Raw genomic sequence first — 15784 nt, 5'->3', positions numbered from 1 at the left:
ACGCTCCCTGCCGGCTCACCGTCACATGCGGGCCGCATCGGCTCGGTCCCGAGGGCTGCTGACGCCTTACCGAGCGGCTCAGGCGGCGCTGACAGACATCGGCAAGCATGCCGAACCGGAGTGGGTCGAGGTGCGCCTGGCATACGAGACGTCCGCCACCCGTGTGACCATCGAGGATCTCACCACCAAGGGCAGGCCACGGCCGACTCCCGCTCGCGACAGCGGCGGCCATGGCTTCATGGCCATGCGTGAACCGGCCGATCAGCTCGGCGGTACGCTTTCCGTCGACCAACGACCCCAGGTTTCCTGTCGAGTTGGAGGTGTCCGCATGGCGCAGGCGATCCGCATCCTCATCGCTGACGACCAGCGAGTCGTCCGGGAGGGGCTGGCCATGATGCTCGGGCTGCTGCATGATGTCGATGTCGTCGGCGTCGCCTCCGACGGCGCCGAGGCCGTCGCGCTTGCCGAGGACCTCTGTCCCGACGTCGTCCTCATGGATCTGCGGATGCCCCGCTGTGACGGTGTCGAGGCCACACGTCTGCTGCGCGAACGCCGCCCCGAGACAAAAGTTGTCATCCTCACGACCTACTCGGACGACAGATCTGTGATCGACGCGCTGCGGGCCGGTGCCCGCGGCTACCTCACCAAGGACACGGGCGGAGCGGAGATCCGGGAAGCTCTGAAACGTGTCCTGGACGACCACGCCGCCATCGACCCTGCCGTGCAACGTCATCTCATTGATGCCATCGTCGGTGCGCCTGCACCTCAGCGGCCGTTCTCGCGCCCCGGTCTTCCCGACGCTCTCACCCCCAGGGAGGCTGAAGTACTGACTCTCATCGCCGCCGGCCTGTCCAACACCGAGATAGCCGAGCACCTCGTCATCAGCGAAGTAACGGTCAAGAGCCATATCAATCGCCTGTTCGCCAAGATCAACGCCCGTGACCGTGCCCAGGCCGTCGCCTACGCATACCTGCACCGGTTCGTCGAACAAGCGCACAGCTGAGACACCCTGTTGTAGGCGGATGCTGAGGCAGGATGCCGAGCCGAGTGCCGGGATGATCGAGTCATCAACGGGAGGCAAGTCCCGCCACGTGATCGACCCCACGGGCCGCGCCACCACGTTCGCCACCAACAAGGCAGCGATGCTGAGGAGGAAGGCCAGCCACACCACGGTCCGCGCCCGACGCCCCACGCTGCGGGCCGAGTTCAGCAACCCGACCGTCGCCAGGAGCAAGAGCCCGTCCACCGACAACGGCCCCAGCGTCGCACTCACCGCATCCGCCCCACCCTGAGCGCGAACTCCCGCTGATGCACATACGAGGCACACCCGGCCGCCGACGCCACCACCAGCGCACAGCCATGCCGCACCCACACCTCAACGCCGACGCACTTGCGACACTGTGACCGTGCCGGAAGGCACCAGCTCACGGCCGGTGCGGGATCGTACAGACAATGTAGGCGCCGCCCCGAGGACTTGACTGACCTGGCAGACGCTCATCAGCTCCGGCAGCTCGTATGCCGGCGGAGTTCTCGGTCCGATGCTGGTGTTCGGCTTCGGCATGGGCCTGAACTTCGTGACACTGACGTCACAGCGGTCTCCGGTGTGGCCCAGCACGAGGCGGGTGCGGCCTCCGGACTGCTCAACGCCACCCAGCAGGTGGGCGGTTCCCTCGGTCTGTCCATCCTGACGACGGTGTTCGACTCGGCCAGCAAGGACGAGGCGCAGAAGCAGCTGCCGAAGTTCCTCGCGGGCGGTTCGGCGGAGCAGAAGGCGGAGTTCGCCAAGACGCACCAGTTGCCCGGCACCTGGGGACACGAGGTGCTCGCCCAAGGAATTTCCATGGGCTTCGTGGCGGCCGCGGCCATGGCCGTGCTCGCCTTCGGCACTGCCTGGTTCGTGATCCGGGTCCGCAAGAGCGATCTGGAAGCACTCGCCGGTACGGCGGGCGCGACGGTCGGCTGAACCGGCGGCCGCCCCCGCACGGGGCCGCGGAGGGCCGGACCGAGTCCGGGGGACCGAGGGCGAGGACGTCGGTCCGGCCCTCCGCACACGTCCGGCAGGGCTCAGCCAGGGCAGGACCGTATGCACTGCCCACATGACCACGAACTGCACGACCACCCCCGGACCCTTCACGCGCCAGCGTGCATACACCCGCTCCTGCGCCACACGGCTGATGCCACAACAACGGACGCACGGTCACGCAGAGTTCCCGGCAAGCACAGAGAGTTTCCAGGGGCTCGTCTCCAGAGAAGCTCCACCGGGCAGCGGAGGATTCAAACCGACGGGGTCGGCACAGTCGGCACCCAGTCCGGCAGTGCCTCCGTCAGACCTGCCCACTCGGCAGGCGGCATGCCGGCCTTCCCCGCCGCGAGCACCCCGCCCACGATGGCGCAGGTGGTGTCCACGTCACCACCCACCTGCGCGGTCGTCCAGAACGCCTGCTCGAAGTCGCCGAGGGCTCGCGCGGCCGACCAGAGCGCGAAGGGCACGGTGTCATGGGCGGACGTACGCCGTCCGCAGCCCAGTACAGCCGCGACGGTGCCCGCGTCGGCGTAGTCGAGCATGTCCCGTGCGCGCCGCAGGCCTGCACCGACGGCGCTCTTCGGGACGAGTGCGACGACTCCGTCGAGGAGCGCCTCCGGGCTCGGCGGACCGCCGGGGGCGGCGACCAGCGCGGCGGCCGCCGCAACCGCCATGGAGCCGACGACGGCCTCGCGGTGCTGGTGCGTGGGGTACGCGGAGATCTCCGCCTGATGCGTCGCCTGTTCCGGGTCGTCCGCGTACCAGGCGCCCAGCGGGGCGATCCGCATGGCCGCTCCGTTGCCCCAGGAGCCCCGGCCGTTGAAGAGCTCGGCGGCCAGCTCGCGCCAGTCCCCGCCCTCCCGAACCAGCCTCAGCAGACGATTGACCGCGGGACCGTACCCACGGTCGAAGTCATGGTGGTGGGCGAAGGAATACGCCAGGGCATCCTGGTCGATGCGGTGGTGGGCGGCCAGGACCGCGACCACGGAGCAGGCCATCTCCGTGTCGTCGGTCCACTGCCAGGGGCCCGGCGGCAGCTCGCGACGCTTCAGCAGCGGATAGTTGACCGGTACGAAGAACTGCGAACCCAGTGCATCCCCCACCGCCAGTCCACGCAGGCTGGCCACGGCGCGGTCCAGGCGCCCGTCGGAAGAGGAGTCAGGGGTCATTGCTCTGCCACTCTATCCGGTGATCCCGTACGGTTCCGGATCTCGCCAGCGTTCGAAAGGCCGGTCAAGCGCGTACTTGCCGTCGTCCCCGAGAACGAGCATCCGCATCTCCGCGTTCCCCGGATTGGACAGCGACTCGAATTCCGCGACCGTCCAGTGGAACCAGCGCATGCAGAACAGTCGCATGGCCAGGCCGTGGGTCACCAGCAGCACGTTGGACGGGTGGTCCGGGGCCTCGAAGCTGCGGTACAGGCTCTCCAGGAAGCCGCCGACCCGGTCGTACACGTCGGCACCGGACTCCCCTTGGGCGAAGCGGTAGAAGAAGTGACCGTACGCATCCCGGTAGGCCTTCTGGAGGCGGACATCGTCGCGGTCCTGCCAGTTTCCCCAGTCCTGTTCGCGCAGCCGGGGCTCCTCCCGCACCCGTATGAGCTCGGGATCGAGGTGGAAGGCGCGCAGGGTCTCGTGCGTGCGGCGGTACGGTGACACGTACACGCTGACGCGCTCACGGCCGAAGACCTCGCGCAACCGCTTGCCGGTCTCCTCGGCCTGCTGCCAGCCCCGCTCGGTCAGTGCCAGCGCATGGTCGGGCTCCCGCTCGTAGACGGTGTCATCAACATTGCCCGTTGACTCGCCGTGCCGGACAAGGACGATGCGCCGTGGTCGTGCCATGCCAAAACCCTAGATCGGGTGACGGCCGATCGAGCACTCGGACAGGCTCCATACGGCGTAGGTCACACACTTCCTGCACCTTTGGCCACACCAGGTAGCACGATTAACGCGTCCAGTTTTCAAACCATACGCGTCAGACGGTCCAGGTCGGCTCCAGCTCAATGATGTCGCCCGTGAGGGCCGCTACGTCCGCCTCCGTCTGAGCCCGCAGGGCGAGCCGCTCCACGCGTTCCGTGCGGTACTTGCCGTGTTCGGCGGCCGATCGCCACATGGACAGCACCAGGAACTCGTGGCCCGGGGCCTCGCCGAACAGACCCCGGATCATGCCGGGAGAGCCGGCCATCGCGGGGTTCCAGACCTTCTCCTGCATGAGCGTGAAGTGCTCGGCCCGTTCCTCGTGGACCCGACAGAGGGCGACCCGCAGCAGGTCCGCGTCCGTGAAGCGCGGTTCGAAGCCGGTCTTCACGTCGAATCGGTAGTCGAAGAGCTTGACCTGGGCATCCTTGAAGGTGCCCGACTGGGCTGCCGCCAGCCGATCGTGGGAACGGGCCATGAAGGAGTCGTAGAAGGCACGGCTCTCCCAGAAGGCGAAGATGTGTGCCACTCCTGTGCGTCCCCGGCTCCAGCCACCACCTTGTCCCCGAAACCCCGGCTCCCCCAGAAGCCCCGCCCACTTTCGCTGCCCCCGCTCGAACCCGCGGCGGTCCACCACGGTGCAGCGAATCCACTTGACCAGCACCGCGCCATGGTAAGGCCACGGAGCGTGGCGCCGGTCACGCTCCGGTGGACAGCTCCGGCGCACACCTCCACGCGCGCGTGGCAGGATGGACAACAGACCCAGTCCGTCGGGCAGTTCGGGCCGGACAGGGGCACACGCGGGGAAGGGGAGATCCGGTGACCGGCATCAACAAGGGGATCCGCAAGGTCGAGGTCGCACTCAAGTGGGATCCCAGTCCGGCGGGACAGGCGGACACCGATCTCGACATCGTCGCCGCCACCTATTCGGCGGACGACGCCTACGGCGATCCCGCCTATGTGGTGCACTTCGACAGCCGCTCCCCGGACGGCACGATCTACCTCAACCGGGACAGCAAGGACGGCAAGGGCTTCGGCTGGGACGAGGTCATGACGCTGGAGCTCGACCGGCTCAGCGAGCGGTACGCGCGCGTGGTGGTCGGCGTCGTCATCCAGCAGCGCTCGGCGCACCGGACCTTCGTCGGCGTGATCAACCCGGGGCTGCGCATCCGGGAGGGCTACACCGTCCTGGCCGAGGACGACTTCGGCGACGTCCTCGGAGCCATGGCGGCCACGGTCGGGGAGTTCATACGCGACGAATCCGGCGAGTGGACCTTCCGTCCCGGGATCCACGGCTTCGAGGACGATCCGGAGACGTTCACCCGGGACATGGGCCGGGCGCACCAGCCCTGACGTCCGGTCAGCCGGTGGTCCATCCGGGGACCGTCGGCAGCACCTTCTCGGCGACGCGGAACAGGGCCGTGTCGTCGGGCGTCGCGAAGTCCTGGCGCCAGATGGAGACTTCGAAGTAGCCGCCGCCGTCCTTGGTGTCCCGGGCGACCAGCAGGCTGCGCGCGACGCCTCCAGGGCCGCTCTTGGCCTTGCCGCCGCCGAGGTTGAAGCTCAGGGCGATGGTCCGGTCGGAGTAGACGACCGCCGGATGTCCCAGCACCGTCTTCGTCTCCGCGCCGGTGCCCAGGAGGCCCGCCATGTCGGCCACTCCGAGATCGTCGCGGGATGCCGAGAGCCTCAGGGAGTACGTCTTCAGGTCGACGTCCGCCTCCGGGGTCGTGGATTTCGTGCCGTCGGCCGAGGTGAACGTGCTCTCGTTGCCGTCGGCGGTCTCCGTGTGCTCGTCCGGTGTGCCGAGGAGCACCGGCAGGTCCGGGCGGTTGAGCGCCGCGCAGAGCTGGGCGCCCGAGACAGGTTTCGACGGCTTGTCGTGCGTGGCCGTGCAGGCGGCCGGCCCGCGGTCGGCGGACGCCTTCGAGTCCAGGTCCAGCGCCCACAGGAGCCCTGCGAGCCCCCCGACCACCACGATCGCGGCGATCACCTGAGCCACCGCGTTCGCGGGCTTCTCAGGCGCGCTCGTTGCCTTTTTGGAGTCGGCGAAATCGTCGACCATGTCCCCCACGTTCCCCACCCTGCCGTTCGCGCCGGTCGGGCGCGGGGGGAGCCTAACGTGTGATCACTCCCTGGGGGAACAAGTTTTCGTATCGGGGTGAAACGCCGAGGGCGGCGGAGCCACGAGCCGCCCTCGACAACTGGTTCAGTACCGGCGGACCGGCGCTGAGCACTTATTCCTGACGTGCGCTGTTCCTCGTACGGGCGAGTCCAGTCCTCGTACGGGCGAGTCCAGCACGTGCGGTCAAAGACCGAGCAGTTCCACAAGGGTGCCGCCCAGGACGCGATCGCGCAGTGCACCCGGCCTGGTCACGCGTTCAACGGTGGCACGGGCGAGAACCGGGTCGCCATAGGGCGCGTCCGAGCCGAACAGGGTGCGGTCCGGCACCTCGTCGATGGCCAGTCGCACCGCGAAGATGATGTTCGCCGTCGACAGTTCCAGGTACATGTTCGGGGTGTCCCGGGCCAGCTCAACAGCCGTCAGCCAGTTCAGCCCGCCCAGTTGGCTGATCACCAGCGGGACGGTGGGGTTGTGGCGCGCGAGACCAGCCAGAGTCGCCAGGTCTCGCGCCGTGGTCGGTGCGAACCCGTGCACGACGACCGGCAACCCGCCGTGATCGGCGGCTGCCCGCAGAACCGGCTCGATCCTGCCGGCCCCGTCCGGTGGCGGGGTCAGCTCACCGATGCCCCGAAAGCCCCGGCCGACGACCTCCCGCTCGACCTCTGCCGCGATCTGCTCAGCCGACTGGTCCAGGCGAACTTTGCCGAACCCAATGAAACGATCGGGGTAGGCCTCGCACGCCGAGTCCAGTTCCCGCCACGCGGCCTGGTGGCTGTCCGGACCGTTGGACCGTCCGCTGATCGTCTCGTCCAACACGCTCATCTCGCGCCGGAGCGAGGCCACATCAGTGGCCCTCTCGGGATGCGGACGGGTGCCGAAGAGCACGGCGCGGTCGACCCCTGCCTCGTCCAGCAGGGCGATGTGGCTGTGCACGGGATCGTGGACATGGCTGTGCGCATCAATGATCAACGAATTCTCCTGGTCAGGGCCGGTTACAGCGACGGAATGCCGCCGCTGGCCCCATCGTTGACGGTTGACACCATGACAAGGTCAAGCGCCGCGGAGAGACGATGCTGATTGGGCAGTTGGCCAAAAGAACCGGGACGAGCGAGCGCCTGCTTCGCTACTACGAGCGCGTCGGCCTTCTCGCCTCGACCCGTCAGGCCAATGGGTACCGCGATTACGACGATGCCGCCGAGCAGACGGTCAGGCAGATCCGGGCCCTGCTGGCGGCCGGGCTGTCCACCAAATTGATCCGGCTGGTGCTGCCTTGCGCCCTCGCGGACGGCTCACTGCGTCCGTGCCCGGGAGTGCTGGACAGACTCCGCGCCCAACTCACCCACCTCGACCGGCGCGCGGACGAGTTGGCGCAAGCTCGCCAGACGCTGCAACGGGCCATTGCGACAGCCGAACATGCTGAGTAGCCACACGGTTGTCCCGAGGGGTCGCATTGAATGCAATGGCCACGTTGGCGAAACGCTTGGCGGGGTGTCGACATAACCGTCGACACCCCACCTGAGCAGCTAATTCACGCCCAATGGCGGCTCACAGTCAGCTGCAACCGCTGGTCGAGCCGCACCCCTCGCAGATGTAGCAGGAACCGGCCCGCTGCATCTTCGTACCGCAGGAGAAGCACAGCGGGGCGTCGGCCTGGATGCCCAGCTGCATCTCCACCAGCTCGGCGCTGGTGTGGGCCTGCTTCGGGGCGGGCTTGGCCGCCTCGACCTCGGCACGCGGCGTGGCGACGGCCTTCAGCTCCTGGGCGCGCGGAGCCGACTGGGCGAGGCCCTCGACGTCCACCTCGTCCTCGGAGGGCTCGTACGAACCGGTCTCCAGGTGACGCTGGCGCTCCTCGGCGGAGTGGATGCCGAGGGCGGAGCGCGTCTCGAAGGGCAGGAAGTCCAGCGCCAGGCGGCGGAAGATGTAGTCGACGATCGACTGCGCCATCCGCACGTCCGGGTCGTCCGTCATGCCGGCCGGCTCGAAGCGCATGTTGGTGAACTTCGAGACGTACGTCTCCAGCGGCACGCCGTACTGGAGGCCGACGGAGACAGCGATGGAGAAGGCGTCCATCATGCCCGCGAGAGTCGAGCCCTGCTTGGACATCTTCAGGAAGACCTCGCCGAGACCGTCGTCCGGGTAGGAGTTGGCGGTCATGTAGCCCTCGGCGCCGCCGACCGTGAAGGACGTGGTGATGCCCGGGCGGCCCTTGGGGAGGCGCTTGCGGACCGGGCGGTACTCGATGACCTTCTCGACCGTCTCGCGGATGGTCGCCTCGGCCTTCTCCGTGACCTCGACCTTCTCCTTCTCCTTGGTCTTGGCGGAGAGGGGCTGACCGACCTTGCAGTTGTCCCGGTAGATCGCGAGGGCCTTGACGCCAAGCTTCCAGGCCTCGAAGTAGATCTCCTCGACCTCCTCGACGGTCGCCGACTCCGGCATGTTGACCGTCTTGGACAGGGCGCCGGAGATCCACGGCTGGATCGCGGCCATCATGCGGACGTGGCCCATCGCGGAGATGGAGCGCTCGCCCATGGCGCAGTCGAACACCTCGTAGTGCTCGTGCTTGAGGCCCGGGGCGTCGACGACATTGCCGTGCTCGGCGATGTGGGCGACGATCGCCTCGATCTGCTCCTCCTGGTAGCCCAGGCGGCGCAGGGCCTGCGGGACCGTGCCGTTGACGATCTGCATCGAGCCGCCGCCGACCAGCTTCTTGAACTTGACCAGGGCGAGGTCGGGCTCCAGGCCGGTGGTGTCGCAGGACATGGCCAGACCGATGGTGCCGGTCGGGGCGATGACCGACGCCTGGGAGTTACGGAAACCGTTCTTCTCACCGAGGCGCAGCACGTCCTGCCAGGCCTCCGTGGCGGCGGCCCAGACCGGCGTGTCCAGGTCGTCCATGCGAACGGCCACGGTGTTGGCGTCGGCGTGCTGCTTCATGACGCGGTTGTGAGCGCTCGCGTTGCGGGCGTAGCCGTCGTACGGGCCGACGACCGCGGCGAGTTCGGCGGAGCGCTTGTACGACGTGCCGGTCATCAGGGAGGTGATGGCACCGGCGAGGGCGCGGCCGCCGTCGGAGTCGTAGGCGTGACCGGTCGCCATCAGCAGAGCGCCGAGGTTGGCGTAGCCGATGCCGAGCTGGCGGAACGCGCGCGTGTTCTCGCCGATCTTCTGGGTCGGGAAGTCCGCGAAGCAGATGGAGATGTCCATCGCGGTGATGACCAGCTCGACGACCTTCGCGAAGCGCTCGACCTCGAAGGACTGGTGGCCCTTGCCGTCGTCCTTCAGGAACTTCATCAGGTTCAGCGAGGCCAGGTTGCAGGACGTGTTGTCCAGGTGCATGTACTCGCTGCAGGGGTTCGAGCCGTTGATACGGCCGGACTCCGGGCAGGTGTGCCAGTGGTTGATGGTGTCGTCGTACTGGATGCCCGGGTCGGCACAGGCCCAGGCGGCCTCGGCCATCTTGCGGAACAGGGCCTTGGCGTCGACCTCTTCGATGACCTCGCCGGTCATCCGCGCCCGCAGGCCGAACTTGTCGCCCTGCTCGACCGCCTTCATGAACTCGTCGTTCACACGGACCGAGTTGTTGGCGTTCTGGTACTGGACGGAGGTGATGTCCTCGCCGCCCAGGTCCATGTCGAAGCCCGCGTCACGCAGGGCGCGGATCTTCTCTTCTTCCTTCACCTTGGTCTCGATGAAGTCCTCGATGTCGGGGTGGTCGACGTCGAGGATGACCATCTTGGCGGCGCGGCGGGTGGCACCGCCCGACTTGATCGTTCCTGCGGAGGCGTCGGCGCCGCGCATGAAGGAGACCGGACCGGAGGCGTTGCCGCCCGAGGACAGCAGCTCCTTGGAGGAGCGGATGCGGGAGAGGTTCAGGCCGGCGCCGGAGCCGCCCTTGAAGATCATGCCCTCTTCCTTGTACCAGTCGAGGATCGACTCCATGGAGTCGTCGACGGCCAGGATGAAGCAGGCCGAGACCTGCTGGGGCTGCGGGGTGCCCACGTTGAACCACACGGGGCTGTTGAAGCTGAAGATCTGGTGCAGGAGGGCGTACGCCAGCTCGTGCTCGAAGATCTCCGCGTCGGCGGGCGAGGCGAAGTACTTGTAGTCCTCGCCGGCCTTCCGGTACGTCTTCACGATGCGGTCGATGAGCTGCTTCAGGCTCACCTCACGCTGCGGGGTGCCGACGGCACCGCGGAAGTACTTGCTGGTGACGATGTTGACCGCGTTCACCGACCAGAAGTCGGGGAACTCGACGCCGCGCTGCTCGAAGTTGACCGAGCCGTCGCGCCAGTTGGTCATGACGACGTCACGGCGCTCCCAGGCCACCTCGTCGTACGGGTGCACGCCGGGAGTGGTGTGGATGCGCTCGATACGCAGCCCCTTGGTCGCCTTGGTGCCCTTGGCGCGGGAACTCCGTGCCGGACCGCTCGCCGTCTCTGTCATGCCGCCTCCCTGTACGGGCTAAAACGCCCTGAAGTGCCCCGATGTTCCCGTGGCACGGTGTTCTGTCTGGTGTTGCGGGCATCTCGCGCTGCCACCCGCAACGGGTCTTCGATAGCCGCCCTCAGGCCGGAATCGGGACCTCCGCCCGGTTCCGACCCGCCGATCAGTCGGCGGCGTGGGCGGGCTCGGGGACCTGAGCAGTCCCTCCGGGCCCGCAGTCTTCTTCCTGGCCCCCCGCGACAGCGCCCTCGCGGTCGTCGTTGTCCGCGGCGACGGGTCGCCTCTCCTCCCTGAGTTCCGCGATCGCGGCCTCGAAGTCCTCAAGCGAGTCGAACGCCCGGTAGACGGAGGCAAATCGCAGATACGCGACGAGGTCGAGCTCCTGCAATGGGCCGAGTATGGCCAGCCCCACGTCATGGGTGGTCAGTTCGGCGCTTCCGGTGGCCCGCACCGCCTCCTCGACCCGCTGGCCGAGCTGGGCGAGTGCGTCCTCGGTGACAGGCCGCCCCTGGCATGCCTTGCGCACGCCATTGATGACCTTGGTACGACTGAAGGGCTCGGTGACTCCGGACCGCTTGACCACCATGAGCGAGCACGTCTCCACGGTCGTGAAACGACGGGAGCAGTCCGGACACTGGCGGCGCCTGCGGATCGACGTCCCGTCGTCGGTCGTACGACTGTCGACGACACGGCTGTCGGGGTGCCTGCAGAAGGGGCAGTGCATGAACTCCCAACCCTCCTCACAGCAGACTCAATAGCCTCGCTGGGCCTCATGGGCCCCTCGAAGCAGCCCCAAGCATAGGCGATCGCCGAGGCCCTGAAGACCCGGGGGACCACAACTTCTGGGCTACTGCTGCAATCCAACCACTAGATGTGGGGATTGGCCTATGCATGCACGCCCTGCGCGCGTGTCGCGCGCGTATTGGCATGCGCCACGCGACCGGTGCGGCGCACCGGATCCGCAGGTGCACAGCCGTACCGTTGCGACACATGCGGAGATACCGTGGGCGCCGCAGGGAGGCGACGTGGGACTCCCGCAGAGATGGAGATCTGTGCCCGGTTGACGGAATGCCAGATGGCAGACTGGGGCAGTGACCCACGAGGTCAGCACTCCGGCGGTGAAGAGTACAACAATGGGCCCTTTTGTCCGCCACGTGCCGCGTTAGCTATACACCCAGACACATGATCAAGTACGGCGATCCACGTTTTTTCACTCGAACGTGTGTTTGGCGCAACCTTTCGAAAGCAACTACCGTTGTCCAGCAGGGAGACCATCGAGAGGGGCCGACGTGACCACCACCGCAGACAGTGCCACCATCACTGCCCAGGACCGCTCCCAGGGCCGACTCGAGCCGGTGCATGCGATGAACGATGCCGTGAATCCGGAGGGGCAAAAGCGCTCCCTACCGGGCCGACCTCCAGGCATCCGGGCGGACAGCTCGGGCCTCACCGACCGACAGCGCCGGGTGATCGAGGTCATCAGGGACTCCGTGCAGCGGCGCGGCTACCCGCCGTCGATGCGGGAGATCGGCCAGGCGGTCGGCCTCTCCAGCACCTCCTCGGTCGCACACCAGCTGATGGCACTGGAGCGCAAGGGCTTCCTGCGCCGCGACCCGCACCGCCCGCGCGCGTACGAGGTGCGCGGCTCCGACCAGGGCGCCTCCGTGCAGCCCACCGACACCGCCGGCAAGCCCGCCGCGTCGTACGTCCCGCTGGTCGGCCGCATCGCCGCCGGTGGCCCGATCCTGGCCGAGGAGTCGGTTGAGGACGTCTTCCCTCTCCCCCGCCAGCTGGTCGGCGACGGCGAGCTGTTCGTGCTGAAGGTCGTCGGCGACTCCATGATCGAGGCCGCGATCTGCGACGGCGACTGGGTCACGGTGCGCCGCCAGCCCGTCGCTGAGAACGGCGACATCGTCGCGGCCATGCTCGAAGGCGAGGCCACCGTCAAGCGCTTCAAGCGCGAGGACGGCCACGTCTGGCTCCTCCCGCACAACGCGGCGTACGAGCCGATCCCCGGCGACGACGCAACCATCCTCGGCAAGGTGGTGGCAGTGCTGCGGCGCGTATGACGGCTGCGGCGGGCGGTTCGTTCGGAACCACCCTCTGACCGGGCCCCGGGACCCCTGCGCCGGTTCCGGGGCCCTGTGCTGTCCGGGACCCCGCCGGTGGGGTTCTTGCCTCAGGGGTTGGTCTGTGTCGCGCCGCCGCGACACAGACCAACCCCCGCTCATTCGGCCTCTGACTTCTTCGCCGCCGCGTCGATCGCCGCCAGCGACTTCCGGACCTGGTTACGGTCTGTCGTGTACCAGAAGTCCGGCAGTGACGCCTTCAGATAGCTGCCGTAGCGGGCCGTGGCCAGACGTTGGTCGAGTACGGCGACCACGCCGCGGTCCCCCGAGGCACGTACGAGGCGGCCGGCGCCCTGGGCCATGAGCAGTGCGGCGTGCGTGGCGGCGACTGCCATGAAGCCGTTGCCTCCGGCATCCTCCACCGCCTTCTGGCGGGCGCTCATCAGCGGGTCGTCCGGACGCGGGAACGGGATCTTGTCCATGACGACCAGCTGGCAGCTGGGGCCCGGGACGTCGACGCCCTGCCAGAGTGACAGCGTGCCGAACAGGCAGGTCTTCGGGTCGGCGGCGAAATTCTTGATCAGCTCGCCGAGCGTCTCCTCGCCCTGGAGGAGAATCGGGAACTCCGGGATCCGGGAGCGCAGTTCCTCGGCGGCGAGCTGCGCGGCACGCATGGAGGAGAAGAGTCCGAGGGTGCGGCCGCCGGCCGCCTGGATCAGCTCCGTCAGCTCGTCCAGCATGTCCGCGCGGTCCCCGTCCCGCGCCGGGCGGGACAGATGCTTGGCGACGTAGAGGATCCCCTGCCTGGGGTAGTCGAAGGGCGAGCCGACGTCGACGCCCTTCCACTGTGGGAGGTCCTCGCCCTCGGTGCCTTCCGGTGCGAGCCCGAGAGAGGCGCCGACGCCGTTGAAGTCGCCGCCCAGCTTCAGCGTCGCGGAGGTCAGGACGACCGAGCGGTCCGCGAAGAGCTTCTCCCTGAGGAGTCCCGACACGGACATGGGGGCAACGCGCAGGGAGGCCCCGAAGCGGTCGTGGCGCTCGTACCAGACGACGTCCCACTCGGAGCCGTTGGTGATCCGCTCCGCCACGTCGTGCACGGTCTCGACGGAGGCCAGTGCCTGCTTGCGGACCGCGTCCTCGTCCTGGACGGACTTGTCCCGGGTCGCGCCGATCGCGGAGATCACCGTACGGCAGGCGTCGCGCAGTGCCATGAGCGCGTACCCGAGGTCCTCCGGGATCTCCTCCAGACGGCCGGGCAGAGCCAGTTCCATCAGCCGCTCGAAGCCCTCGGCGGCGGTCTGGAGCTGGTCGGCGGCCTTCTCATTGACCAGTTTCGCGGCGCGGCGGACCGCACGGTTGACCTGGCCGGGCGTGAGTTCGCCGGTGGCCACTCCGGTGACCCGGGAGACCAGCTCATGCGCCTCGTCGACGATCAGCACCTCGTGCTGCGGGAGGACCGGGGCGCCCTCGATGGCGTCGATAGCGAGGAGGGCGTGGTTGGTGACGACCACCTCGGCGAGCTTGGCGCGCTCGCGGGCCATCTCGGCGAAGCACTCGGCGCCGTACGCGCACTTCGTGGCGCCCAGGCACTCCCGGGAGGACACCGACACCTGCGCCCAGGCCCGGTCGGAGACGCCGGGCGTGAGGTTGTCGCGATCGCCGGTCTCCGTCTCGTCCGACCATTCGCGCAGTCGCAGCAGGTCCTGGCCCAGCTTGCTCGTGGGCGCGGCCGCCTCGAACTGGTCGAACAGCCCCTCCTCCTCGTCCTGCGGGACACCCTCGTGGAGTCGATGCAGGCAGAGGTAGTTCGACCTGCCCTTCAGCATGGCGAACTCCGGGCGGCGGCGGAGCAGGGGGTGCAGCGCATCGACGGTGCGTGGCAGATCCCGCTCGACTAGCTGGCGCTGCAGGGCGAGGGTGGCCGTCGCCACGACGACACGCTCCCCGTGCGCGAGCGCGGGCACGAGGTAGCCCAGCGACTTTCCGGTGCCGGTGCCGGCCTGGACCAGCAGATGGGAACCGTCGTCGATCGCCTCCGCGACGGCTTCGGCCATGGTCACCTGGCCGGGGCGCTCCGTACCGCCGACGGCAGTGACGGCAGCATGCAGGAGTTCGGGGAGTGAGGGCTTCGTCATAGCGCGACCACCCTACGGCCCGGCACTGACAAACGGGTGATCAAGACGGGGACGAGGGGCGGGATCAAGACCGGGTGCTCCTCGGGTGAGGGTAGGGGCGGATCGGTCGGGCAGGTCGGCTCGGGTGCACTGGAGACCGGCGCTGCGGAAACCGGATCTGCGGCAGTGGGAACCGGATCGGCGCGGGCGGTGTACCAAAAGTGATGCCGCTGCGACATGGCGTCACAGCAGATCGCGCAGGGCCCGGTCTCGGATCATGAGGGCGGCTCGCTTGGAGGGCAGGTCGACCTCGGCGGCAAACCGGAAGCCGGCGCTCAGGAAAGCAGCGACGGAGGGAGTGTTGCGAAGGTCGGGTTCAGCAATGACGCGTGCGCAGGCAGGCCGCTTGTCGAGGGCGAGGTCGGCCGCGGCTCTGAGCAGGGTGCTGCCGAGCTTGCGGCCTCGGTCGGCGACCCCGCCGATGAGGAGGTGCAGTCCGGTGTCATGAGGCCGAGCGGGATAGTGGCGGGCCACTGGGTCGAGGTCCGCCCGGTAGATCTCCCAGTAGCTCATCGGTGTGCCCTCCAGCACGCCGAGGCACGGAACACTGCGCCCGTCGCCGGAGAGCTGGGCCCGCAGGTGGTCCTCGGTCACGGTCGGAGGGCCGGCCAGCTCCCAGAACTCCGCGACGGCAGGGTCGTTCATCCAGCGGCTGATGAGCGGTAGGTCCCGCTCGACGTGCACGGGGACAAGCTGGAACACACCCGTGGGTGTGACGACCGGCCCCCAGTCGGCCACACGGTCGAGGAGGTCGTCATCGGCTCTCGTGACGGAAACGCGCGGCGCCGGACTTTCGCACCGGTTCCTTGACTCGTCGGAGTCGCTTTCCGCTGCAAAGAGTGCAAGTAGTTCGTCGGGCAGCCGCAGGTCCAGTGTGTCCTCGTTGTCCGTGCCCACACCGGTGCTGTTCTCGGCCGCACGGGGGCCCGAGTCGGCGCCGAGGTCAGTGCCGGGGGCGGTGGCTGCGTGTGCGCTGGCGTCGGTGGGAGGCACGGCGCCGCTCCTCTCAGAAGACGGGATGGGGCATGTTC

At 68.3% G+C, this 15784-nt stretch carries 14 protein-coding genes and 1 pseudogene; 6 read left to right on the top strand and 9 right to left on the bottom strand.

All coding sequences use genetic code 11. The features are described 5' to 3' along the window. Positions 1–328 precede the first annotated feature (328 nt). From ACWDAG_RS39725 to ACWDAG_RS39715, 3 genes and pseudogenes are all read left to right on the top strand, one after another. Positions 329–1003: a response regulator gene (locus ACWDAG_RS39725; RefSeq protein WP_450700431.1), complete on the top strand. Its 675-nt coding sequence runs from the start codon at positions 329–331 to the stop codon at positions 1001–1003. Positions 1004–1022: 19 nt separating this feature from the next. Continuing rightward, positions 1023–1292, top strand: coding sequence for a hypothetical protein (locus ACWDAG_RS39720; RefSeq protein WP_450700415.1), 270 nt, complete (start codon positions 1023–1025; stop codon positions 1290–1292). A 186-nt stretch (positions 1293–1478) separates the two neighbouring features. Then, positions 1479–1963: pseudogene (locus ACWDAG_RS39715) on the top strand (MFS transporter); the annotation flags it as partial. Positions 1964–2274: 311 nt separating this feature from the next. On the opposite strand, the gene ACWDAG_RS39710 reads toward ACWDAG_RS39715, so the two are convergent. The 3 genes from ACWDAG_RS39710 to ACWDAG_RS39700 all read right to left on the bottom strand — a co-directional run bounded on the left by ACWDAG_RS39710 (position 2275) and on the right by ACWDAG_RS39700 (position 4603). Further along, positions 2275–3192 carry an ADP-ribosylglycohydrolase family protein gene (locus ACWDAG_RS39710; RefSeq protein WP_450700414.1) on the bottom strand — a complete coding sequence of 306 codons (918 nt, stop codon included), beginning with the start codon at positions 3190–3192 and terminating at the stop codon, positions 2275–2277. Positions 3193–3204: 12 nt separating this feature from the next. Next, complete coding sequence (locus ACWDAG_RS39705; protein ID WP_030947189.1) at positions 3205–3864, bottom strand: histidine phosphatase family protein; 660 nt, start codon at positions 3862–3864, stop codon at positions 3205–3207. 133 nt (positions 3865–3997) lie between these two features. Next, positions 3998–4603, bottom strand: coding sequence for a YdbC family protein (locus ACWDAG_RS39700; RefSeq protein ID WP_099931779.1), 606 nt, complete (start codon positions 4601–4603; stop codon positions 3998–4000). Positions 4604–4758: 155 nt separating this feature from the next. Between ACWDAG_RS39700 and ACWDAG_RS39695 the strand changes: the two genes are divergently transcribed. Further along, the gene (locus ACWDAG_RS39695; protein ID WP_450700413.1) at positions 4759–5292 is read left to right on the top strand and encodes a TerD family protein; all 534 of its coding nucleotides are present in this window, start codon (positions 4759–4761) and stop codon (positions 5290–5292) included. Positions 5293–5299: 7 nt separating this feature from the next. On the opposite strand, the gene ACWDAG_RS39690 is transcribed toward ACWDAG_RS39695, so the two are convergent. Both ACWDAG_RS39690 and ACWDAG_RS39685 read right to left on the bottom strand, forming a co-directional pair. Then, positions 5300–6004 carry a DUF6215 domain-containing protein gene (locus ACWDAG_RS39690; RefSeq protein WP_450700412.1) on the bottom strand — a complete coding sequence of 235 codons (705 nt, stop codon included), beginning with the start codon at positions 6002–6004 and terminating at the stop codon, positions 5300–5302. Between the two features lie 243 nt (positions 6005–6247). Continuing rightward, positions 6248–6949 carry an amidohydrolase family protein gene (locus ACWDAG_RS39685; RefSeq protein ID WP_450700411.1) on the bottom strand — a complete coding sequence of 234 codons (702 nt, stop codon included), beginning with the start codon at positions 6947–6949 and terminating at the stop codon, positions 6248–6250. 185 nt (positions 6950–7134) lie between these two features. Between ACWDAG_RS39685 and ACWDAG_RS39680 the strand changes: the two genes are divergently transcribed. Continuing rightward, positions 7135–7488, top strand: coding sequence for a MerR family transcriptional regulator (locus ACWDAG_RS39680; RefSeq protein ID WP_450700410.1), 354 nt, complete (start codon positions 7135–7137; stop codon positions 7486–7488). A gap of 127 nt (positions 7489–7615) precedes the next feature. Here ACWDAG_RS39680 and ACWDAG_RS39675 read toward each other — a convergent pair whose 3' ends face one another. Both ACWDAG_RS39675 and nrdR read right to left on the bottom strand, forming a co-directional pair. Next, positions 7616–10510 (bottom strand): vitamin B12-dependent ribonucleotide reductase, encoded by a 2895-nt coding sequence (locus tag ACWDAG_RS39675; protein ID WP_450700409.1) that lies wholly within the window; start codon positions 10508–10510, stop codon positions 7616–7618. Positions 10511–10673: 163 nt separating this feature from the next. Continuing rightward, positions 10674–11234 (bottom strand): transcriptional regulator NrdR, encoded by a 561-nt coding sequence (gene nrdR / locus ACWDAG_RS39670; RefSeq protein ID WP_450700408.1) that lies wholly within the window; start codon positions 11232–11234, stop codon positions 10674–10676. 565 nt (positions 11235–11799) lie between these two features. On the opposite strand from nrdR, the gene lexA reads away from it, so the two are divergent. After that, on the top strand, positions 11800–12579 hold the full coding sequence (gene lexA / locus ACWDAG_RS39665; RefSeq protein ID WP_450700407.1) for a transcriptional repressor LexA: 780 nt from the start codon (positions 11800–11802) through the stop codon (positions 12577–12579). A gap of 158 nt (positions 12580–12737) precedes the next feature. On the opposite strand, the gene ACWDAG_RS39660 is transcribed toward lexA, so the two are convergent. Together ACWDAG_RS39660 and ACWDAG_RS39655 are read right to left on the bottom strand one after the other, a co-directional pair. After that, complete coding sequence (locus ACWDAG_RS39660; protein WP_450700406.1) at positions 12738–14714, bottom strand: ATP-dependent DNA helicase; 1977 nt, start codon at positions 14712–14714, stop codon at positions 12738–12740. Positions 14715–14936: 222 nt separating this feature from the next. Further along, positions 14937–15746: a GNAT family N-acetyltransferase gene (locus tag ACWDAG_RS39655; protein ID WP_450700405.1), complete on the bottom strand. Its 810-nt coding sequence runs from the start codon at positions 15744–15746 to the stop codon at positions 14937–14939. Positions 15747–15784 lie beyond the last annotated feature (38 nt).

The sequence above is a fragment of the Streptomyces sp. NPDC001157 genome (genome assembly GCF_053598255.1).
Note: the sequence above shows the minus strand (reverse complement) of the source record. Positions and strands in the feature narration are given on the sequence as shown.